This is a genomic window from Hymenobacter tibetensis (genome assembly GCF_022827545.1).
Taxonomy (GTDB): domain Bacteria; phylum Bacteroidota; class Bacteroidia; order Cytophagales; family Hymenobacteraceae; genus Hymenobacter; species Hymenobacter tibetensis.
The window spans coordinates 5441274-5462880 of the sequence record NZ_CP094669.1 but is presented as its reverse complement, the minus strand read 5'-3'; the positions used below and the strand labels follow the sequence as shown (position 1 = coordinate 5462880).

Here is a 21607-nt window from a genome sequence, read left to right as displayed (position 1 = left end):
CAGAGGTAGAACTATATGGCACGGCGAAAATATTCGCGTTGCTACTTTGATTTCCCGACAACTAACGCCTACTTTGCATTGCATACTACTTGGTGATGCATATAAGCCATACGTAGCTATCAGCCGCTCATGATTCAGTTGCACAACATTCGGAAGAGCTACGAGGTGGGTACCAATCGGCTAGAGGTGCTCAAGGGCATCGATCTGCACATCCGAGAAGGTGAGCTGGTAAGTATCATGGGCTCGTCGGGGTCAGGGAAAAGCACGCTCCTCAATATTCTGGGCATCCTCGACGACTTCGACCAAGGCGACTACACGTTGGCTGGTACCCGCATCGACCGCAACCTGTCGCAGACCCGGGCGGCGCACTACCGCAACAAGTTTTTGGGGTTCGTCTTTCAGTCGTTCAACCTGCTGAGCTTCAAGAATGCGCTGGAAAACGTGGCCCTGCCGCTGTACTATCAGAAAGTGAGCCGCCGTGAGCGGAACCGTTTGGCCCTGGAGTACCTCGACCGGGTAGGCCTTGCCGACCGCGCCGACCACCTGCCCAGCGAACTTTCGGGGGGGCAGAAGCAGCGTGTGGCCATTGCGCGGGCCCTAATCAGCAAGCCCAAGCTGATTCTGGCTGATGAGCCCACCGGCGCCCTCGACACCCAAACCACGCAGGAGGTGATGGACATCTTCAAGCAAGTACACCGGGAGGGAATGACGGTAGTCATTGTGACGCACGAAAACGACATTGCCGACCAAACCCAGCGCATGATTCGGGTGCGCGACGGCTTGATTGTGAACGAGTAAACGGCCTTGCCGGCCTTTAGATATCCTTTCACTTTTGCCTTAGCTCACGATGAAAAAGCATTTTTTCTTTCTTGCGCTGCTTGCCGCCAGTTGCTTCAGCTATGATGCGCACGCCCAAGTGTCCGTCGCCGAAAAACAAGCGCTGACCAAACAGCTGGCCCAACTGATGCGCGACCCTGAAAAGCCGAAGCAAGACGTAATCCTGACGATGAGCGGCTGCCAGGCCGAGCAGATTATCCGCGACCGGGATGCCGACGTGCAAATGCCTAAACCGCTGGCCGTCAGCTACGGTAGCGGCAACTCCGGCTGGGCAGTGAAGATGGACAACGGCATGTTTGAAATGAGAATGAGCTTCGAGTGGGCCGATGTGAGCCCGCTGACTTACGAGCCCACCACCGGTGATGATGGGCGGAAGCACTTTCAGATCAACATCAAAAAGCACAAGAAGGGCAGCAGCAGCAACACCAGCTTCAACTTACCCCTCCACACCACCAACGAGGCCACAGTGAAGGACGTGGTCCGGCGCCTGGAAAAAGTACGGCGCAGCTGCGGCGGCGAATAGCCTCTCAAGCACGGCGCCTTTAAAAACCCCATGATATTCATTCCAACCGCAGACGTAGCGCTTCATGTTCGACCTCGATAAATGGCAGGAAATACTAGGCACCATGCGCCGCAACAAGCTGCGCACGTTCCTGACTGCATTCGGGGTGTTCTGGGGCATTTTCATGCTGGTGCTGTTGCTTGGCGCGGGCAAAGGCATTGAAAACGGTATCTGGAAAGAATTTGGCGGCGGTGCGCTCAACAGCTTGTTTGTGGGAGCCGGCAAAACGTCGTTGCCCTGGCAAGGCATGAAGCCCGGCCGCGAAATCAAGTTCGCCAACGACGACTTAGCGGCTATTCGGCAGCAGGTGGATGGGGTGGAACTGCTGGGTTCTCGCAACCGGCTCTACGGCGAGTATACCATCATCAACGGTACAAAAAACGGTTCGTATCAGGTGTTTGGGGCCAGCGCTGAGTTCTTTCAGCTTAACGGCGAGAAGCTGATGCGGGGCCGCTTGCTCAACCCGCTCGACGGGGTAGAGCAACGGAAGGTGATGCTGCTTGGCGAGAAAGTGCACAAGGTGCTATTTGGTGACAGCAGCGGCATTGGGAAATATGTGCAAGTGAAAGGCGTGTTTTTCAAAGTGGTAGGTACGTTCACGTCCACCGGCAACAACGGCCGCAATGAGGAACGTGCCTTTGTACCGTTCAGCACGTTCCAAACCACCTTCAACCAGTACAACCAAGTGCAGAACTTTGTGATGAGCAGCCGCAAAGGCACGCCGGTGAAGGTGCTGGAAGAGCAAGTGCGGCTGCTGATGGCTCGCCGCCACAAGTTCGACCCCGCCGACAAGCAGGCCATCTACCTTGAAAACAACGAGGAAGAAGTGCAGCGCTTCGAGGGCTTGTTCACGGGTATCAAGCTGTTTGTGAGCGTGATTGGGGTACTGACGCTGGTAGCAGGTGTGGTGGGCGTCAGCAACATCATGCTCATCATTGTGCAGGAGCGCACCCGCGAGATAGGGGTACGGAAGGCGCTCGGGGCCACCCCCTGGAGCATTGTCAGTATGATTGTGCAGGAGTCGGTGGTTATTACCAGCGTGTCAGGCTACTTGGGGCTGCTGGCTGGGGTGGCTTTACTGGATGCGGCCCGCTATGCCTTGGAGCAAGCCGGCGGCACCACGTCCTACTTCGACCACCCGGAAGTGAATATTGGCGTGGCGCTTAGTGCCACGGCGCTACTGGTAGTAGCGGGTGCCATAGCGGGGCTGGTACCTGCCATGAAAGCCGCCAACGTGAAACCGATAGAAGCCTTGCGCGCTGACTAACAATGAAGTACATAAACACCCTGCGCCTGGTACTTCTGCTGCAAGGGAGCAGAAACCCTGAACCCCAACTCTAGCCTCACTCGGCCCTATGTTCGACGTAGATAAATGGCAGGAAATCTTAGGCACGGTGCGGCGGCATAAGCTGCGCACGGGCCTCACGGCGTTCGGGGTGTTTTGGGGCATCTTCATGTTGGTAGTGCTGCTAGGAGCAGGCAAAGGATTCCGCAACGGGGTAGAGAAGGAGTTCAACGTGGCCAAGAATGCCGTATTTGTGTGGAGCCAGCGCACCAGCGTACCCTACGCCGGGCTGAAAGTGGGCCGCTTCGTGCGGTTCACCAACGACGATGTAGCAACGCTGAAGCGGGAGGTGCCAGAAGCGGCGGTTATTCTGCCGCGTAGCTCCCTTGACGGGACGTTCACGGTGCAGTATGGCACCAAAAGCTCGTCGTTTTCAGTGAACGGGGAGTATCCAGGCTACCCGGCAGTGCGCGCCGTGAACCTGACCGGTGGACGCTTCCTCAACGACATCGACATCGAGGAACGGCGCAAAGTGGCTGTCATTGGCGACCGGGTGGCAGAAGTGTTGTTCGGCACTGCCGACCCGCTGGGCCAGGAAATTCGCATCAAAGGCATTTTCTTTCAGGTGGTTGGCAAATTCAAGGCCGAGGGCAAACCCGAAAATGCGCAGGAAGAAGCCCAGACCATCATGATTCCGCTCACCGCGTTGCAAGTCACCTTCAACCAGGTAAACCAAGTAGGCTACTTTGCCTTCATTCCGCGCACCGGTATTCCGGCGGCCATTGTTGAAACCAAGGTGAAGCAGATTTTGGCCCGGCAGCATAAGGTAGCTCCCACCGACGACCGGGCTTTCGGCTCGGCCAATGTGGAAGAAGAGTACGCCCGGGTACAAGGCTTGTTTACGGGTATATCGGGCTTCAGCTGGCTGGTAAGTATCGGTACCATTCTGGCGGGCATTATTGGGGTCAGCAACATCATGCTTATTGTGGTGAAAGAGCGCACCAAGGAAATCGGGATTCGGAAGGCGCTGGGCGCCACCCCCTGGAGCATCGTGAGCTTGATTGTGCAGGAAAGTATAGTCATTACGGCCGCGGCTGGGCTGCTTGGGCTGCTGTTTGGCACCGCCCTCATGGCTGGTATCAGCGCCATGATTGACGGCCAGGACGTTGGGTTTTTTGCCAACCCACGAGTGGATGTGGGAGTGGCCAGTACCGCCGTAGCGCTATTGGTGGTGGCTGGCGCGGTGGCCGGACTGGTGCCGGCCCTCAAAGCCGCCCAAGTGCAACCCGTAGTAGCGTTGAAAGACGAATGAGTTCGAGCGGCGGCAAGTCAAACGCTGCTGGCATAAGCATACGATACACCCTAGTTGCTAAGAAGTTAAGGCCCTAAGACACCCCTATGAAACGCGTATTTCTTTCACTGCTGCTGTTGCTCTTGCTGGCCGGGTTCGGCTGGCTGGGCTATTACTTCTGGAAGCAAGCCCACACCGACCCTATCGTGTACAAAACGGAGGAGCCCTTCGTGGCGGATATCGTGAAGAAGACGGTGGCAACGGGCAGCATTGTTCCTCGCCGCGAGGTGCTCATCAAGCCGCAGGTTTCGGGTATCGTAGAAGAACTGTACGTGGAAGCTGGCCAGCCAGTGAAAGAAGGGCAGCTACTCGCGCGCATCCGAACGGTAGCCAACGCCGGTAACGTGAACAATGCCCAGAACAGCATCCAAGCCGCCCGCGTAGCACTGGAAACCAGCGAGATAGAGCTAGAACGCCAGCGCCCCCTGTTCGAGCAGAAAGTAATTGCGGCGCAGGAGTTCAACCGCCTGCTCGCTGACTACCGAGCCAAGAAGCAGGCGCTGAATGCTGCCGAAAACGACCTTCAGATTGCCCAGCGTGGCGCTTCTCGCAACACCGGCGGCGCCTCCAACCTGGTCCGCTCCACCATCACCGGGCTGTTGCTGGATGTACCGATTAAAGTGGGTTCGTCGGTGGTAGAGCGCAACAACTTCAACGAGGGCACCACTATTGCTTCTATTGCCGACATGCAGAGCCTGGTTTTTGAGGGTAAAATAGACGAAAGCGAAGTAGGCAAAGTGCGCGAAGGCATGGACCTCAACCTAACCATTGGCGCCCTCGAAAACGAGTCGTTCCCGGCTACGCTCGAATATATTGCACCCAAAGGCATTGCCGAGGAAGGCGCCATCAAGTTTCAGGTGCGGGCCCGACTGAAACTCAAGCCCGGACAATTCCTGCGAGCCAACTACTCGGCCAACGGTGACATCGTGCTAGGCCGCCGGACGCAGGTGCTAGCCATCCGGGAGAGCCTGCTCCAGTTCGGTAAGAAAAACAAGGACAGCGTATTCGTGGAGGTGGAAACCGGCCCGCAGCAGTTCCAAAAGCGCCTGGTGAAAACTGGCCTCTCCGACGGCATCAACGTGGAAGTCACGTCGGGCCTAACCAAGTCCGACAAAGTGAAAGTACTCGGGCCGCCCGCCGAGGGCGAAAAGAAAAGTTAGTCTCACACTATCCGGCAGAGTTAGGTTGTACCAGCGCCCTACCCCAACGCCCAGCGTCCACCAGACGACTGACGGAGGGATAGGGCGCTGTTACTAGTTACACTGGGCGTGTAGCATACCCTGTCGAACAAGCCACTGTTCTGCTTACAGCAGACGCGCGGAAACCAATCTAAAATGGTCGTTATCCCCAGCCTAAAGTTGAGTTATAACAGCTAATGTTTGCCAAGTGTTATTGCAGATGCGAGTAAGATATCTTAATCATTTGTGCCTGTAAATTGCTGTATTATAGGTTGTTATTAAAATAGTTGCATGTTGATTGAAGCGGCAAGTACATGCGACTGGTCTGTTATTAATAAAGCTTAATATTTGTTTGCATTGAACAATTAAAGTATTAATTTAAGCTATTCTAAGTAGAGTAGATGGCAGGAACATAGTTCCAGAAGAGACATTTGGGGCCAGTGTGGTTGAGCTTAAGTTGAGTTGTTAGCTCTTGTTGCATCCCTTATTAATCAACTTTTTACTGGTGCACAGCCATGCTATTAGGGTAGCATGGCTGCTGGTGAGTTTATTCTTGTCGCTCGCGCGTACCCATAATGGCTACACACATGCGCTTGCATCAAGTGGATAGCAATAAGTTGCTGCTCAGATGAGGGGCCAAGCAATCAATATCACCCTAGTACAATATAAAGCAGAGATCCACTCGAACCCAAACAGCTAAAAATCAGCTGAAAGAAGCCGCTTTGCATGAGTACGTAAGAATTGCAGGCGAACGGGGGAGCTTAAAACTGCCGGGAGCAAAGACACCAACGCCCGCTGTCTGCTTGCAAGCCGCACAAGTACGGTTCCATCCTCGGCAAAAGTCTCTCTGTTTTGCGCTGCTGGTAGGCTCGTTTCTTCGCTGGGCATAACGTGAAAGAAGCCTTACAAAAGCATGCTGCTTCTGTAAGGCTTCTTTCACGTTGCGCTAACCACAAGAACTGGGTAGCGGCTTGAGCGACCAAAACCTATTTCACGTCGAACCGCAGCCCTAGGTACGCCAGGCGACCGACCTGTGGCCCACCGAATAGCTGTACATTGTTGGTGTTGAAGGCATTGGAAACGCCTGCCTGGAACGTGCTGCCCAGCTTGGGCACCGTATATCCTAGGTACGCATCCGTGGTTTTATAGTCGCCTATGCTACCCGTCGCGAAGGGCATTTCCTGCAAGTGGCCCTGCACCCAGCGGTAGTTCACGGAGTAGCTCAGGTTACCTATCTGGCCGTTGGCGCCTACGTTGTACTTGTGCTTGGGCGTGTTGAAGAAAGTCTGGAAGCCCTCTGGCAGGTTGCTGCGGTCCAGCACGTTCAGCGAGTAGTTGCCGGTCAGGTTGAAGGCTTTGCGGATGTAGTAGGTCATGCCAGCCGTAACACCCTGGGTCCGAACCTGCTGGTTGTTGTTGTAGTAAGCATACAGCACGCGCGTCGGCTTGCTTTGGTCGGAATAGGCGCTGCTGTAGCCGGTGGCTAGCTGCTGGGGCGTTGGGCGGCTGCCATCCAAGTTGCCAACGAAGGTTTGGGCACCAATGAAGTCGTTGTAGCGGCTACGGAAGTAGCTTACATCGGCGTAGAGGTTGCTGATGAGGGCTCCTTTATACCCCACCTCCACGGTGTTCACGCGCTCCAGGTTCAGCGAGTTGATGTTGTACTCATAGGGCTGCAATACGGCGGGGTTGGTTTGTGCCGCGGCCAGCAGCTGCGGGGATCTAAACAAATTCAGGTTGTAGCCCTGGAATCCGTTGCCAACGTTGCCAATAAGCACGCCCGACCGAATGTCGTTGTAGAGATACTGCTCGGTTTGGGAAGGCGAGCGGAACGCTTGACCGTAGCTGGCGCGGAAGTTATGCTGCTTGTCTTTACCCAATGAATACACCACCGCAGCCCGGGGCGAGAAAGCAGGTTTGAAGTTTTTGAACTCGTCTACCCGGCCGGCTAAGGCTAGCTTCAGGCGTTCGTCGAGCAACGTTTGGGTGAGTTGGCTGTACGCACCGTACTCGTAGTTGCGGATGCGCTTCCCGTCTTTGTCGGCAAACAACAACCCCTTGGAGCCGAGGCGGTATTCCCGGTAAGCGGCACCCACGGTCAGGTCGGTGCCAGCATCCGACAAATGGAAGCTGCGCTGCCCGCTGACGTCGTTGAGGAAAGAGTTGAAGTACGCCTTGGCGCCCCGGCCCGGCTGCCCGTCTTCGGAAATGGTGGTGCGCAACAAAGCAAAACGCGGGTCCGACGTCTGCAATTGCGTGGCATCAGCAGCCTTCTGGGCAATGGCTAGCGCTGCATCCATGGGCTGCCCGGCCCGGCGCGCCTGCGTATACGCCGCATTATAGACACCGTAGTGTTGCTGCACGTAGCTTAAGCTGCCCCCTTCCGCAGTCGGCGATTCCTGAATGAGGTTGCCCAGTTGGTTTAGCTCGTAGGAGTTACCTGTGAAATCTTCGGTTGAATACAGGCGAAGGAAGCCTTTGCCGCTCTTAAGCTCGGCGCGGTACTGGTTGGTGCCCAAACCTTTCACCCGGAAGCGGCTCACGTTTTGGTACGTGGAAGTGCCCTCGGCGTGTTTGGCTTCCACGGTCAGTTTCAAATCGTCACGTAGCAAATAAGAAATAGCGCCCTGCGCGCGGTACGACGAGGTGTTGGTGTCGTTGACTAGCAACTCTTTTTCTGTAAACCCGGGCATGTACGCCGTGCGGCCAGCCAGCTCGGGGTGGGTGCCGGGTATGCCTGCGTTGAAAGAGTAGTTGTAGTCGCCGTAGCGGTTCACGGCGCTGTAGCCTAAGGGCGAGCCAGCTGGGTTAACAGAGGTGCGCACAGCATCCATGTTGTTGGCAACCCAGTCGTCGGCACGGAAAGCGCTGGCGTTGATCTTGATGGCTAGCTTGTCGGTTAGCTTTTTGGCGTAGCGAATCTGTCCGTCTAGCAAGTCCCGCTCGCCGCCCCGCAATCGGACGCTCAACCCCTCGTACACGAACGGGTCTTTGGAATTAAATAGAATTACGCCGCTCAAGGCATTCGAGCCGTACAGCGCCGAGGCCGGGCCGTGAATAATTTCGATGCTCTCCATGTCCAGCTCCGGGATGCCCACCAGGTTGCCGGGGCTCAGGTTCAGGGAAGGCAGCTGCGTATCCATATAGTCCACCATCTGCACCACCCGCTCCGACTTGGCGGTATTGAAGCCGCGCGTACTTACGCTGGTGAACAGCATGGAGGCAGAACTCACATCCAAGCCTTTGAGCTGGCCCAGGCCGCTCAGCACCTCCGGCGTAGTGATGCGCTCGATTTGGCGAGTTGAAATTTTCTCGATGGTAACCGGCGCCCGCAAAATGTTTTCCTCGATGCGCGAAGCGGATACTACCGTTTCGTTGAGCAGAGTAGCGCTAGGCGGCAAGGCCACATTGATGGTAAGCTGCGGGGCGTCCAACACCACTTCCCGGGTGTCGTAGCCTACGTAGGACACAGCCAGCGTAACGGGACCTTTCTCGAAGCTGGCGTTGAGGGTAAACTTGCCGAACTGGTCGGTGCTTGTGCCAATGAAGCTGCCTTTGATGAAGACGGTGGCGCCCGGTAGAGGTTCACCCGTATCAGTAAGAACAGTCCCGGCCAACGAGCCTTCGGCGGGAGTAGGAGTGGTGGTACGCGGTGTTGGAAGGGTGATAGTACTAACAAAAGGAGCGGATGTAGCCAGTGTTGGCAACAGCAAAGCCGCCAGAACTGGCGGGTAAAAAGGCTTCATAGAGGTGTGCGAAGGGTGCATTGATAATTGAGGTGCAAACTTACCTTTCGCCCCTACAGCCGAGTTTGGCTTTTCGATGAAACACGATAGTGCACGGTTGAAGCAGGTACCTACACGAGTTGAACGGAAATGGTATAAATCCTGAATTCTTGCCCCAGTACTATTTGCATCAATTCTGGAACACAAATACTTGTTATGGTACAATCTTGAGTGAGCAGAAGTAAGATGCCTTACTTGAATGAAGTGGAACCTAGCGGGCTTTGCGCCGTGGGGCGGATTGTGTCTGCTACAGAAACACGTAGTATCTGGTAGCTACGAGATGAGTCTGACCCCGCTGATTTTGGTAGGAGCCGCTCTTTGACTGCTTAGCTTGATCAACATTAGACGGTTGTCGAAGACTATGAAGGCGAATCCGGAGGTGCAGGAGATGCTGAACGACGAATTGATGGTATCCTACCGCCTGAAGGCCCTGAACGTTGGCTTTTAGATGCTGTTGTTCACCCAAGCACTCATTCAAGTGGTGTCGGGGTTCTATCCGTTTTCCTCGTTGCTAAGCGCCGAACTGCCTTTATATGTAGGCGTGATTTCCACGTTCGTAGCCTTCCTTGTGTATCACCGCTAGGCAGTTGTATGGAAGAAGGGCAGTTAAGTAACACGCTCAAAGAGGAAAGGGCCAAGCGCAATATGTCGCACGCCGAGCTTGCGTTCCTGATCAAGGTTTCGCGCAAAACATCAACACCATCGAGGTCGGCAAATTTGTGCCGTCCACAGTCATTGCGCTCCGGCTGGCTCAGGTGTTCAATACCTCTGTGGAAAGCTTATTTCAACTGAAGGTGCGCTAGAGGCGTAGTGCATGGGACACACAGCTAGCAGCCCGAGCACCACGCTTACCGCAACGCATTATACTCTCTTAGGTAGTGGTTGAGGTTGGCCGTGGGCATAACCAAGGGTGGTTTTAGCTGTTTGTAGTCTCAACCTCTTTTCAAGACAACTCATGGAATACAGACAGCTAGGAGCATCGGGCTTGCATGTGCCCGTACTAAGCTTTGGCACAGCCACTTTCGGCGGGGGCAACGAGTTCTTTAAAGCCTGGGGCAGCACAGACGTGGCCGAAGCCAGCCGCCTGCTGGATATTTGCCTGGAAGCCGGCGTCAATTTTTTCGATACCGCCAACATCTACTCCCATGGTATGGCTGAGGAAATTCTAGGCAAGGCCCTGGAAGGCCGGCGCCACCAGACCTTGATCGGTACCAAAGCCACTTTCCCGATGGGCGAAGGCGCCAACGACTTCGGCTCTTCGCGGCTGCACTTGCTCAAAGCCTGCGAAGACAGTTTGCGCCGCCTCCAAACCGACTACATCGACGTGTATTACCTGCATGGCTTCGACGGGCGCACACCAGTTCAAGAAACGCTCCGCGCGCTCGACGACCTAGTGCAGAGCGGCAAGGTGCGTTACATTGCCTGCTCCAACTTCTCGGGCTGGCATTTAATGAAGTCGCTCTCGGTATCGGAGCGGTACGGCTGGTCGCGCTACATTGGCCACCAGGTGTACTACTCCCTCATCAACCGCGAATACGAGTGGGAGCTAATGCCGCTCGGCATAGACCAAGGCGTAGGCGCCATTATTTGGTCGCCGTTGGCGAGTGGCCGCCTCAGCGGCAAGGTGCGCCGCGGCCAACCCATCCCCGACAGCAGCCGCTTGAAGCAAGGCGGAGGCCAGGGCCCAGACGTGCCCGATGAACTGCAATACAATATTGTGGATGTGCTGGACGAACTAGCCGCCGAAACCAACAAATCGGTGCCGCAGGTGGCGCTTAACTGGTTGCTGCAACGTCCAACCGTAACGAGCTTGGTGTTTGGCGCGCGCAACGAAGAGCAGCTTCGCGAGAACCTGGGTGCCGTGGGCTGGAACCTCACCGCCGAGCAGGTTGCCCGCCTGGACAAGGCCAGCGACACGCCACCTGTTTACCCATACTGGCACCAGCGCAACCAGCCCCAGCTAAACCCGCTGCCCGTGTAAGCTAGCAGCAAAAGCCGCTGTCACGCTACACCCAACAGCTCGAACAACAACGCCCCTACCGAATATTTTCAGTGGGGGCGTTGTTGTTATTAGGCGCCGCTGGCAGCACCTTGCAACGCAATAGTTGCCCGCGGCTGCCACTGCCGGCCATCATGGCGGAAGATCGTGAGGTGTTGCACCTCGAACGTGGCGGCGTAGGAGCGAGATTCAAACAGATGCTGTAGTTCCGGCACCTGAGCTGCAGGCAAGTCGCGGGTGGCGAGGGTAAGGTGCGGAGTAAAAGGTCGGTTTTCGCGCGGTACCTCTGGCAAGTGAACGGCACACCACTCCGTGAGACTTGCATGAAATGCCTTGATGGCCGCCGCTTCACGCACGTATACAAACAGGGTCCGGTTTCCGAACCAGGCAAAATCTTGTAACCCAACAGTAAACGGCGGCTGGGTGGCCGCAAACTCGGTTAATGCCGTTGCGCACCGGTCCTCAAACTCATCGGGCTGGCGCAGCGGCGGAACCAGCGTGATATGCGGCGGCAGGCGTACGGCGTTGCTGCTGCCGGTGAGGTGGTGTACCTCTTGTTTCAGCGCCCAGGTTTGCGAAAATACGGGCTCCGGCGGGAGCACCGCCACCAGATAAAGTGTATGCATGGCACGGGCAAAGACGTATGAAAAATCAACTGGTTTGGTTCTCTCCATACGATGCCACTGGCGGGAAGGTGATGCGTGCCCACGCGCTACGGCTATACGCTGCACCTTCTATACCTGAGCATTACATTCTCTAATGCTACTCAGACACAGCAAGTTGAATGCCGACGGACCAGCCCGAACCAGCCTGTGTATGAGCAGGAATGTAGCTTCAAGCCCGTTGCCGCATCACACCACCGGGCCGCTGGCATCTACTCTCAGCCAATCGATGCCTTGGTGCAACCACGCTTGAGTGGCCGCTTCCGGAGAGTTTTGAGTTGCACTGCGAAGTTGTAGGGCCACTCTGCTTAGACCGGCAAGGTCATCAGGGTGCTTTCGGTGCGGCGGCTGGTTTCGAGGCCGAAGCGCGTCCCCCAGTCAATGGCCCCAGGCTGAACTCGGCGTAACGCTGCGACAAGGATTCAGAAGACTGCCCTCGGCCGCCCTGCAAAAAAGCCCTTGTTCTTGCTGTATTCCTGCTGCATCGGCCAACCAATTCTGGCCTCTGTGGTATAGCATACCGCGTTCTTATCTACTTCACTCAACCAACCACTGCACATGAACTCACACCTCCAACTAGGCTGGATAGGTCTCGGTACGATGGGTACTCCAATGTCGCGCCGACTGATCGAGGCGGGCTACCCAGTTGCTGTGTATAACCGCAGCAAAGACAAAGAAGAAGCCTTGCGCGCCAGCGGGGCCACCACCGCCGATTCGCCGGCTGCCTTAGTGCAGCAAGCCGACATGGTGTTCCTGATGGTATCCGACGACCAAGCCATACGCGACCTATTCACCGGACCGCAAGGAATACTGGAGGCCGAAGCAAGCGGCAAGCTGCTGGTCAACATGAGCACGGTTTCGCCTGGCATCAGCGAGGAAATGGCAAATCTCAGCCAACAAAAGGGGCACACCTACCTCGATGCACCGGTTTCAGGCAGCGTCAAACAGGCGGAAACGGGCCAGCTAGTCATTATGGTGGGTGGCGACGAACCAGCGTTCCAACGAGCCCAGCCGATGTTTGAGCGCCTAGGTAAGCTGGCGCTTCTTCTCGGCTCAATCGGCAGCGGCAACCGCGCCAAACTTGCCATCAACACGTTGCTAGGTTTCTACACGCAGGGCTTAGCCGAAACGTTGCTCTTTGCGCAGCAGCACGGCCTGAAACTCGAGGATATGCAGACGATTATTGCCAACGGTGCCATGGGCAACGTGTATTCCAAGATCAAAGGTGAAGCCATTATGGGCGAAAACTACCAGGCTGCCTTTGCCTTAAAGCACCTGGCCAAAGACCTGCGCTTGGCGAAAGCAGAAGGGCTAAACACCCCCCTAGGCGCGGTAGTCCATGACACCTTCCAGCAGGCCGAGCCCACCTTGGGGGACCAAGACGTTATTGCCATCCTCAAGCACCTACAACACGGCTAAGGAAGCTAAGGCATCGACTGCCACTTGTTTGGGAAGGGCTGTGTACTCCGCCACCGGATAGCGGCGGGTGCTATGCTCCGTGGAAGTGAAACGGCCGTACCTTGTGTGTTGTTAGCCAGGCAATTCTTTTGTTGCTTCCGGACGCTACACCCCTCCTATGAACCGTAAGAACCTGTTACAGCTGTTGCCTTGGGCCCTTTTCGCCGTGGTTATGTTCACCGATCTGCGGCCCGTTGTGCTCGGCGGCTTGCAGCGCGGCCTGTTGGCCACGGGCCTATGGCAGGCCGACGCTCCACAGCTCCCCGCTACCGCCCCAATAGTTACGACGGGTGCTGCTGCCTATCCGCACAACGTGCCACTGCTGGACTTAACTGGCCGGCCAGTGAATCTGAGTGAGTTGAAAGGCAAAGTGGTGTTCGTCAATCTGTGGGCTAGCTGGTGCCCGCCTTGCGTGGCTGAAATGCCTGGCATCCAGGCGCTCTACCAAAAGATGGACCCAACCAAAGTAGCCTTCGTAATGATTTCGCTGGACGAAAATCCAGTGAAGGCCCGCAAGCTGCTTCAGCGGAAAGGCTACACGTTTCCGGTGTACTTTCCCGCCGGTCCGCTGGCGCCGCCCTTCGATTCCAACTCCATTCCTTCTACCGTTATCCTGGCTCCTAATGGGCAGGTTGCGGCCCGCCACGAGGGCATGGCCGACTACGATACGCCTGAGTTCAAAGCCGCTCTGGAAAAGCTAGCTGCCTACCCGCGGAGCTAATACTACCGGCTGCTCCGCAGCGCAATAAACCCATAACAAAGCTTAGCACACTACGCAGGTTCTTCGAGGAGCATGCGTACCAGAGGCGTGTAGTCGTCTTCGTACTGGCCAGAGCGCCCGGCCCACAGAAAAGCGCCCAAGAAGCTAAGTGCGGCCAATAAGCAGGAAGATAGTGGTCCTGGTGGGGCAGAGGTACACCTAGCGCTGATGGCAGTCCAACGCTCCCACGCCTAGCCAATTTTAAAGCTGACGAATGTCTGGTGGGCCATTGATTTATTTCAGAGACGACCCACGTAGCGGCGCGCACTTTTGTGGCCTGATGTTGTTGCATACTCACGCTGCCTTGCCACTTGCTGCCCGCATTTTATGTCCCGTTCTCACTCACTTGGTTCGTTGCTGCTGGTGCTGCCCCTGTTTGTTTGGGCGGGCCTAGTGGCTGGTATTTCCTTTCTGGAAGCACCCTTGAAGTTTACCGCACCCAACATCACGGTGCCGTTGGGTTTGGGCATCGGCCGAATTGTATTTGCCGCCCTCAACAAAGCAGAGCTTGTGCTGGCCGCATTGGCCGCGGGTAGTGCCTTATACTTGCGGGTTCCTGCGCGTCTTGGTTTTCTGCTGGCGGTGGTTGGGGGGATTCTGTTACTGCAAACTTTTTGGCTGCTGCCCGGGCTTGATGTGCGAGCGCAGGCTTTGCTGGCTGGCCGTCCTGCTCCACCCAATTCCCTGCACCTACTCTACATTGGGCTGGAAGTAGTGAAACTGTTGGGCTTGTTGCTGGCGGGTGGTGCAGCGCACCACTGGGCCTTGCAGGTGGCACGCAGCCAGTGGCTGAACCGCAAAGCCAAGCAAGTAGCGTAGCTTCCGTTATTGTTCTTTAGGTATGACTCACTCCGCCCCCGATATTCACTCCGAAGCCGATATCAAGCTTTTGGTGGATACCTTCTATTCGAAAGTGCATCAGGACCAGCTGCTTGATCCGGTGTTCAACGGGTTTGCCCGCGTCGATTGGACGCGGCACCTGCCCATTATGTACGACTTCTGGAGCAGTATTCTGCTGGGTACCTCGCGCTACCATGGCCGGCCTTTTCCCAAGCACATGCCGCTCCCAATCGACGCCACGCATTTCCAGCGTTGGCTGGAGCTGTTTGAGGCAACAATTGACGAGCTATTTGCTGGCCCCAAAGCCGAAGAAGCGAAAGTGCGCGCCCTCAACATTGCCACCATGTTCGAGTACCGCTTGCGCAAGCGCAACCCACTTTCCTTGTTGTAACCGTTCGCCTGCGCTGCCTACACCTGCACAACTCCGCTCCCGGAGGCAGGGAACTGGATTGAATACTCTCCGGCACCGTAGGCCGATTATAAAGCCGCAGTTAGCCACGAACTACTGACAATAAGGCGCAAGAGCAAGATGCTGGTGGAGGCTACTTGTTTTTTGCGCGTACTTCCGCCGTCCGGGCGTCAATGTACAAGGCTTCCACTTTGGTGCGGGCCCACGGGGTGCGGCGCAAGAACGTAAGCGTGGATTTTACGCTTGGATTTTCTGCGAAGCAGTTCATTCGCAGCCGCTCATCCAGGCCCGGCCAGCCGTATTTAGCCTGCAAATACTCGACAATAGACGCCAGCGTAACCCCGTGCAGCTCACGGATCAGGTGGCCGTTCTCGTCGCGGGCATCGGAAGCGGAAGAGGTGGGGGTAGGCATAGCAAAAAGGAAAATAAACCGCCGGCAAGGTCGTAAAAAAGTGGGCAATCCTGGTTAGTTTGCCTACACGACGCACTAGCCCCGCGCTTTTCAGCGTTACTTTTGCCATGACTACTCTCATGAAACGCCGCTCTGCTGCTTCTGTGCCTCCCGCCCCGTGGCGGCCGCTGCTTCGCTGGGTGGCCCTGTTGCTGGTAGTCGCAACGCTGGCCTTGTACAGCCAGTATCGCCGGCAGCTGCACCGCCACGTCCGGCGGACCTGGGCGTCGTTGGTGAGCAGCCGCCTCACCGGCCGCGAGAAGTCACCGCTGCTGGCTGGTTACACCGTGCATGGTATTGATGTGTCGTCGTACCAGGGCCGGATTGATTGGGCGGAGGTGTCGCGCAACCACGTGAAATTTGCGTTCATCAAAGCCAGTGAAGGCGTGACGTTGCGCGATTCTCGCTTCCAGCGCAACTGGAACGCCGCCCGCAAAGCGGGCGTGTATTGCGGGGCCTACCACTATTTTCAGCCCACCTACGATGGGGCCCGACAGGCCAACCTGTTCACGCGCACCGTGCCCCTGGCCCCCGGCGACTTACCTCCAGTGCTTGATGTAGAGCACACCGAGTTTCATGATGTAGCCGTGATGCGCCGCAACGTGGCGGTGTGGCTGCGGCTGGTAGAGCGCCACTATGGCGTGCGGCCAATTCTCTATTCCAACTACAGCTTCTACAAACGCTACCTCGCCGGTCACTTCGACAAGTACCCGCTCTGGCTTGCGCATTATGAGGTAGAGCAGCCGCGCCTGCCGCGCGACAAATGGATTATCTGGCAGCATTCCGACGAGTCCTACATTCCGGGCATCCGGGGCACTGTTGATTTCAACGTTTTTCAGGGGAGCTTCCAAAGCCTGTTGTCTTTGCGCATCCCGGAAAAGGAGGCGGCCACTGGAACTGCGAAGTGAGCAGCCGCTACTAGCTACCAGCCACTGTACTACCAGAGAAAATTAAGTAAATAGCCGTACCGACCAGCTTCGCTTCTTCGTGCAGTGCGGAAGTATAAGCAGAGAAGTGCGCTAGTAACCTTTTGTAAATGAATGAATTCATCACGTGTTGTCCTCGTATTCGCGCAGCTAGCCGAGGGCTGGTTATAGCAATAGCCGGCTTACTGGGCGCCTGCACAAGCGGTAAATCCACCTTCACGCAAAGCGGCCAAGGCTCGTACTACGCCGATAAGTTTGAGGGCCGTAAAACGGCTAGCGGTACCACGTATCGGGGAGGTAAACTCACCGCGGCTCACAACACGCTGCCCTTCGGAACGGTAGTGCGCGTTACGAATCCGCGCAACCACCGCTCCGTTAAAGTCACGGTTACAGACCGGGGGCCTCACGCCAAGGGGCGCATTATCGACCTCTCTAAAAAGGCTGCGCGCAAAATCGACATCCTTGATGCTGGCGTGGCGCCCCTGCAACTGAAAGTGGTGAAAGCGAAACGTTAGCTTTGCAAGCCGGGCCTATTGCTTGCCTTGCCGCAAGAGAGCCAGCCCATCATCAACGACTACCCAGGCTTTCCCTGGTAGTTATTCAATATCAACCCCATGCGCATTCGCAAAAAAGTAGCCTGGCAACTACCGCTCAAGTCGGGCCGTTTCGTTGCCCTCGACGCCTTCATCAAAGCTGCCGAAAGCCAAGGCTGGACCGAAGCCGAAGTGCAGTTTGTGATAGACGAGGTAGTGGAAGCCAAAGACGATGCGGAAGCCTCGGAAATTCTACAGGACTACACCCAGCGCTGAGCCCTGCCACCAACACGGAGCGCCCCAAACCACTACTGGTCTGGGGCGCTTCGTGTTGGTGGCAGGCCGTTCTTTCTAGCCCTTTTTCTTAGACTTCGATTTAGACTTGCTCTTGCTGTTGTCTTTGGCGGCCTGCATGAGGCTGTCTTGCTGGGCTTTAGACGCGGCCGTGGTCAAGCGCCCCGACAACGACATGTAGTCGCCTTCTTTCAGCGTGGCGGTGGTGCCGTTGGTCATGGTCACGGTGCCGTCGGCCGTGATTTTGGTGCCGTTGACGAGGGAGGTTTCCTGGGTGAGGGGGCTAGTGATGCCACTCTGGGTCATGTACACCTTGCCCTCTTTCATCATCACGCCGTCTTTAACGCTCGGAACGGCATTGGGGGCAGCAGCGGCAACTCGGGCTCTGGGCTGCACCGGTTTGCGAGGCGGTAACTTCGTTTGGGCCTGCACCGACATGCTGCTCAAACCCAAGAATGCGGCAAATACGAGGGTGAAAAATTTGTTCATGTGAGTATAGAGGAGAAACGGAGGGAACTTAATAACAGCGTAACATACAAAACTAAGGCCAGTTGTGTTCTGACAACCAACCACGGCACGGCATCGTTCTGGAATGGACGAGCCCTGCTCGTGTCAACGTTATCTTTCCACCTTTCTTGCCCGTAGTATATGAGTACCACCCCAGACGCAGAAGAGCTATACACGCAATTCAAAAAAGATGTGAACATGACCGCCGCTGAGCTTGAAAAGTGGCTGAAAACCGAGGAGTCGGGCTCTGTGGGCCAAGACAGCGGCGACGGCACCAGCATCGGACACAAATCCGGCGAGCACATCATCCGCATTCTGCACAAAAAGAAAGCCGACCTCACGCCCGACGATGAAGCGCACATGCACAAGGTGCACAGCTACGTAAGCCGCCACTCGGCCCAGAAGCCCGCTTCCGACATCGAGCATTCTCGCTGGCGCTATTCCCTGATGAACTGGGGCCACGACCCGCTCAAGTAAGCAGCCACTACCCTACGCAAAACGCGGCCCCAACTTGTCTTCAACCGGCGAATTGGGGCCGTTGGCGTTGCTGACAATCGGTAGGTAGTGGCTGATAAGGTGCCCCTGGTTTTTCAAGACCTATCGGCGGTAGCACGCAACATCTACCCGTGGCGTCATCGTACCCTTCTCTAAGATGTGTTTGCTTCTGTGAATTCAGCACTACTTTGCTGGTATGGAATACAAGGATTATTACAAGGCCCTAGGCGTAGACAAAAAGGCTACGACCGACCAAATCAAGAAAGCGTACCGTAAGCTGGCCCGCCAGTATCACCCCGACGTGAACCCCAACAATCCGGAAGCGGAGCGCAAGTTCAAAGAGGTGAACGAAGCCAACGAAGTGCTTTCCGACGAGGAAAAGCGCCGCAAATACGACCAACTGGGCGCCGATTGGCAGCGCTACCAACAGGCTGGTGCTGGCGCCGGAGCAGGCCGCGGTTCAGGTGGCTTCGACTGGTCGCAGTACGCGCAACCAGGCGGTTTCAACACGGCTGACTTCGGCGATGACACCGACTTCTCGGACTTTTTCGGTTCCATCTTCGGCAACCGGGGCGGAGGGCGCACGGGCGGTAGCCGAGCTGGGGCCGGTTCCGACTACCAGGCGGAGTTGGAACTGACCTTGGAAGACGCTTACCAAGGCGGCCCCCGCACCCTCAACGTGAACGGCAAGAGCCTACGCATCACCATTCAGCCCGGGGTAGAAGATGGTCAGACCATCCGGCTGCGCGACCAAGGCGGCCCCGGCCGCAACGGTGGGCCCAATGGCTCGCTCTACATCACCTTGCGTGTATTACCCGACCCCCGTTTCGCTCGCAACGGCAACGACCTCACCCAGGAGGTGCAGGTGCCGCTTTACCGCGCTCTACTGGGCGGCGAACAGGTGGTGGAAACCTTGGCCGGGCCCGTCAAAATCAATATCAAGCCCGAAACGCAAAACGGCACCCGTCTGCGGTTGCGAGGCAAAGGATTTCCCGTGTACAAGCAGGAAGGCCAGTTCGGCGACCTGTACCTGCGGCTCACAGTGCAGCTTCCGCAGCAACTCACCGACCAGGAAAAGGAGCTGCTTCGGCAGTTAGCGGCTCTCCGTAACGCCTAACCCAGAACCCTCAAGCGCTATGAAAACGCACCTTATCCGCATCAGCTACCACGACTGCGCCCTGCGCTACGGCCTGAGCGAAACCGACTTGCGCGGCTTCGTAGATTTGGGCCTCCTAGCTACTGATCCTTCCACCGACACCATCAACGAAGAGCCCGAGCACTTGGCGCGCCTAGCGCGGCTGCAGCACGAGCTAGGCTTAAGCAAGGAAGGCATTGATGTAGTGCTAGCCATGCGGCAGCGGCTGCTAGCCCTCCAGCATGAGCTGATGCTGCAACGGGCCCGCGCCCGCCAGTTCGAGCACCTGCTAGGCACTACCGGCCCCACCCTCGATGCCGACGACTGGCTGTAGCGTACCAGAAGAGCGGTGATTATCAGACAAACCCTTTGAGCAGCCCATACGCAGAACACTCCCCTACGACGGTGTGCTAGAGCTGCTCTACGCCCAATGCCAAGGCGGTTCCTGCTATAGTGGCAGCTAGCTTAGGCCAATTAAGACGGTGCTCGGGGCTGGTTTCAAAAAGAATGGTGGTGGAAACGTGCAGGAAATTACCAGCAACAAAGCCAAGCAGAGCCGCAAAAAGCCCACCCGTCAGAAGTTGGTCTAGCACCACATAGTTGCTGACCACAATGCCTACCGGAGCGGCCAGCGCAAACAACACTAGGAAAGGCAGGGCTCGTTGAAAACTGCCAAGCCGGAGCATTAGCGCGGCTACCAAGGCAAAGGCTGCCGGAATATGGTGCAGGGCCACCCCGGTAAGGATGGCGTAAAAGTTGTCGCTCACAGTACCAGCTTCCGGGGCTTTTACCAGGATGCTGCCTTCCAAAAACGAGTGCACAATCAGGGAGGCCAGCAGCATAAACGGTACCCGCCCGGCATGAGACGTATGATGATGGACATGCCCGTGCTCCACTCCCTGCGAGAATACCTCCAACAGCAACTGCCCGAAAAAGCCGGCGAGCACGAAATACCCAATGCGGTGCATGTCGCCAGGAACCAGTAACAGGGCTTCGGGCAAGAGGTGCGTAATAGTAAGGGTGAAAAGGTATGCTCCGCTGAAAGCCAGCAGGGGCTTCATCCAGGTAGTACTAGCCGTCGGTACTAGGCGGGTAGACCAACCGGCACCCAGCACAGTGCAGAATAACAGCAAAACGGCAAACCACATAAAACAGAACGCTTGAGGTGTTTCAGATAAGCAACCGGCTGGTGGAGTGGATAGCCAAACTAGCCGTTAGCTACCCACTCCACCAGCCACCGGCTGCTCCTACTTTTTCAAAATAAAAATCATGCGCGGGCTCGTCTCTTGCTCGAAAGGATGGAGGTGGTAGTCGCCTAGCACTTCCGCTATCCGTAACCCAGCCAGATAGAAGTAGTCCTCGAACTGCTCGAGGGTAAGAGCCCTTACGCGCTCCTGGTGATGGTGGTGCTTGCCATCAGGCGTTTGAAACTTGATTTCCTTGACGATAAAGTCTCGGTCGAGGTGGCGGTGCAGGTGGAAGTCTATGCCCTCCAGCTGTTTATGCTCGTACGTTACCAGTTCGCGTATCGTGCGCTCGGTGTTCAGAAAATCGACCACCATTTTGCCGCCCGGCTGTAGCGCCGTCATGGTATTGCGCAGGGCCACTACGTTTTCGCTTTCCTCTTGAAAATAACCGAAGCTGGTAAACAGATTAAGCACAATATCAAACGGCCCATAGGGGAGCGGGTCACGCATGTCGTGCACGTAGAAGCGCAGACCCGCATGCGCATGCTGCCGGGCTGCCGCAATATTTTCCGGCGACAGGTCCACGCCGGTTACGTCGTAGCCTCGGGCGCTTAGTTGCACGGCATGCCGCCCCCGGCCACAAGCCAGATCCAACAGCCGCGCATCAGCCTTCGGATGCAAGTGTGCTAGCAACACATCCAAGAAAGTGCCTGCCTCGGTGTAGCTCCGGCTACTATAAAGCAAGTGATAGTACGGAGAATCAAACCAAGTGCTGAACCATTCCGGCGCAGGAGAGGCAATAGGTGGCATACGCAAAAGAAAACCAGCCCTAACGAGTAGGCTGTGCAAGGTGTTGGTTGTCCGGCACGTACTTGCGCTCAGACAAACAAGCAAGCAGAGCAAACAGATGGTTGGTCTTGCCTAAGCCATGCTCGGCAGGGCCAATCAACAAG

At 56.4% G+C, this 21607-nt stretch carries 24 protein-coding genes; 17 read left to right on the top strand and 7 right to left on the bottom strand.

The genetic code is table 11. The features are described from left to right. Positions 1-129: 129 nt before the first annotated feature. From MTX78_RS22060 to MTX78_RS22040, 5 genes are all read left to right on the top strand, one after another. Positions 130-798: an ABC transporter ATP-binding protein gene (locus tag MTX78_RS22060; RefSeq protein WP_243798392.1), complete on the top strand. Its 669-nt coding sequence runs from the start codon at positions 130-132 to the stop codon at positions 796-798. 49 nt (positions 799-847) lie between these two features. Continuing rightward, a complete protein-coding gene (locus MTX78_RS22055; RefSeq protein ID WP_243798390.1) occupies positions 848-1360 on the top strand; it encodes a hypothetical protein in 513 nt (170 codons plus the stop codon). A gap of 64 nt (positions 1361-1424) precedes the next feature. Further along, positions 1425-2666, top strand: a complete 1242-nt coding sequence (locus tag MTX78_RS22050; protein WP_243798388.1) for an ABC transporter permease — start codon at positions 1425-1427, stop codon at positions 2664-2666. A gap of 88 nt (positions 2667-2754) precedes the next feature. Next, entirely contained in the window at positions 2755-3996 is a 1242-nt protein-coding gene (locus tag MTX78_RS22045) for an ABC transporter permease (protein WP_243798386.1), read from the top strand. 86 nt (positions 3997-4082) lie between these two features. Further along, positions 4083-5195: an efflux RND transporter periplasmic adaptor subunit gene (locus tag MTX78_RS22040; RefSeq protein WP_243798384.1), complete on the top strand. Its 1113-nt coding sequence runs from the start codon at positions 4083-4085 to the stop codon at positions 5193-5195. Between the two features lie 1004 nt (positions 5196-6199). Here the strand turns inward: MTX78_RS22040 and MTX78_RS22035 are convergent. Then, a complete protein-coding gene (locus MTX78_RS22035; protein ID WP_243798382.1) occupies positions 6200-8959 on the bottom strand; it encodes a TonB-dependent receptor in 2760 nt (919 codons plus the stop codon). A 487-nt stretch (positions 8960-9446) separates the two neighbouring features. On the opposite strand from MTX78_RS22035, the gene MTX78_RS25295 reads away from it, so the two are divergent. Both MTX78_RS25295 and MTX78_RS22030 read left to right on the top strand, forming a co-directional pair. Beyond that, positions 9447-9581: a hypothetical protein gene (locus MTX78_RS25295; RefSeq protein ID WP_262924445.1), complete on the top strand. Its 135-nt coding sequence runs from the start codon at positions 9447-9449 to the stop codon at positions 9579-9581. Positions 9582-9953: 372 nt separating this feature from the next. Continuing rightward, on the top strand, positions 9954-10979 hold the full coding sequence (locus MTX78_RS22030) for an aldo/keto reductase (protein ID WP_243798381.1): 1026 nt from the start codon (positions 9954-9956) through the stop codon (positions 10977-10979). A gap of 89 nt (positions 10980-11068) precedes the next feature. Here the strand turns inward: MTX78_RS22030 and MTX78_RS22025 are convergent, their stop codons facing one another. After that, positions 11069-11623 carry a 2'-5' RNA ligase family protein gene (locus MTX78_RS22025; protein ID WP_243798379.1) on the bottom strand — a complete coding sequence of 185 codons (555 nt, stop codon included), beginning with the start codon at positions 11621-11623 and terminating at the stop codon, positions 11069-11071. 594 nt (positions 11624-12217) lie between these two features. On the opposite strand from MTX78_RS22025, the gene MTX78_RS22020 reads away from it, so the two are divergent. Both MTX78_RS22020 and MTX78_RS22015 read left to right on the top strand, forming a co-directional pair. Beyond that, positions 12218-13078: an NAD(P)-dependent oxidoreductase gene (locus MTX78_RS22020; protein WP_243798377.1), complete on the top strand. Its 861-nt coding sequence runs from the start codon at positions 12218-12220 to the stop codon at positions 13076-13078. 157 nt (positions 13079-13235) lie between these two features. Beyond that, positions 13236-13838 carry a TlpA family protein disulfide reductase gene (locus MTX78_RS22015; RefSeq protein WP_243798376.1) on the top strand — a complete coding sequence of 201 codons (603 nt, stop codon included), beginning with the start codon at positions 13236-13238 and terminating at the stop codon, positions 13836-13838. 50 nt (positions 13839-13888) lie between these two features. On the opposite strand, the gene ccoS is transcribed toward MTX78_RS22015, so the two are convergent. Continuing rightward, entirely contained in the window at positions 13889-13978 is a 90-nt protein-coding gene (ccoS, locus tag MTX78_RS22010; protein ID WP_317258949.1) for a cbb3-type cytochrome oxidase assembly protein CcoS, read from the bottom strand. Between the two features lie 226 nt (positions 13979-14204). On the opposite strand from ccoS, the gene MTX78_RS22005 reads away from it, so the two are divergent. Together MTX78_RS22005 and MTX78_RS22000 are read left to right on the top strand one after the other, a co-directional pair. Further along, complete coding sequence (locus MTX78_RS22005; RefSeq protein ID WP_243798372.1) at positions 14205-14696, top strand: hypothetical protein; 492 nt, start codon at positions 14205-14207, stop codon at positions 14694-14696. A 22-nt stretch (positions 14697-14718) separates the two neighbouring features. Continuing rightward, the gene (locus MTX78_RS22000) at positions 14719-15108 is read left to right on the top strand and encodes a group III truncated hemoglobin (RefSeq protein WP_243798370.1); all 390 of its coding nucleotides are present in this window, start codon (positions 14719-14721) and stop codon (positions 15106-15108) included. Positions 15109-15259: 151 nt separating this feature from the next. On the opposite strand, the gene MTX78_RS21995 is transcribed toward MTX78_RS22000, so the two are convergent. Continuing rightward, complete coding sequence (locus tag MTX78_RS21995; protein WP_243798369.1) at positions 15260-15538, bottom strand: VF530 family protein; 279 nt, start codon at positions 15536-15538, stop codon at positions 15260-15262. A 119-nt stretch (positions 15539-15657) separates the two neighbouring features. Between MTX78_RS21995 and MTX78_RS21990 the strand changes: the two genes are divergently transcribed. The 3 genes from MTX78_RS21990 (at position 15658) to MTX78_RS21980 (ending at position 17312) form a co-directional block, all read left to right on the top strand. Next, positions 15658-16485: a glycoside hydrolase family 25 protein gene (locus MTX78_RS21990; RefSeq protein WP_243798367.1), complete on the top strand. Its 828-nt coding sequence runs from the start codon at positions 15658-15660 to the stop codon at positions 16483-16485. A 128-nt stretch (positions 16486-16613) separates the two neighbouring features. Continuing rightward, the gene (locus MTX78_RS21985) at positions 16614-17018 is read left to right on the top strand and encodes a septal ring lytic transglycosylase RlpA family protein (protein WP_243798365.1); all 405 of its coding nucleotides are present in this window, start codon (positions 16614-16616) and stop codon (positions 17016-17018) included. Between the two features lie 99 nt (positions 17019-17117). Continuing rightward, complete coding sequence (locus MTX78_RS21980; RefSeq protein WP_243798364.1) at positions 17118-17312, top strand: hypothetical protein; 195 nt, start codon at positions 17118-17120, stop codon at positions 17310-17312. 75 nt (positions 17313-17387) lie between these two features. On the opposite strand, the gene MTX78_RS21975 is transcribed toward MTX78_RS21980, so the two are convergent. After that, a complete protein-coding gene (locus tag MTX78_RS21975; RefSeq protein ID WP_243798362.1) occupies positions 17388-17819 on the bottom strand; it encodes a DUF6799 domain-containing protein in 432 nt (143 codons plus the stop codon). A 159-nt stretch (positions 17820-17978) separates the two neighbouring features. Between MTX78_RS21975 and MTX78_RS21970 the strand changes: the two genes are divergently transcribed. From MTX78_RS21970 to MTX78_RS21960, 3 genes are all read left to right on the top strand, one after another. Beyond that, positions 17979-18314 (top strand): DUF3140 domain-containing protein, encoded by a 336-nt coding sequence (locus tag MTX78_RS21970; protein ID WP_243798361.1) that lies wholly within the window; start codon positions 17979-17981, stop codon positions 18312-18314. Between the two features lie 214 nt (positions 18315-18528). Continuing rightward, positions 18529-19449 (top strand): DnaJ C-terminal domain-containing protein, encoded by a 921-nt coding sequence (locus MTX78_RS21965; RefSeq protein ID WP_243798359.1) that lies wholly within the window; start codon positions 18529-18531, stop codon positions 19447-19449. Positions 19450-19468: 19 nt separating this feature from the next. Continuing rightward, positions 19469-19801 (top strand): chaperone modulator CbpM, encoded by a 333-nt coding sequence (locus MTX78_RS21960; protein ID WP_243798358.1) that lies wholly within the window; start codon positions 19469-19471, stop codon positions 19799-19801. A 76-nt stretch (positions 19802-19877) separates the two neighbouring features. On the opposite strand, the gene MTX78_RS21955 is transcribed toward MTX78_RS21960, so the two are convergent. Then, entirely contained in the window at positions 19878-20615 is a 738-nt protein-coding gene (locus MTX78_RS21955) for a ZIP family metal transporter (protein ID WP_243798356.1), read from the bottom strand. 99 nt (positions 20616-20714) lie between these two features. Beyond that, positions 20715-21464: a class I SAM-dependent methyltransferase gene (locus MTX78_RS21950; RefSeq protein WP_243798354.1), complete on the bottom strand. Its 750-nt coding sequence runs from the start codon at positions 21462-21464 to the stop codon at positions 20715-20717. Between the last annotated feature and the right edge of the window lie 143 nt (positions 21465-21607).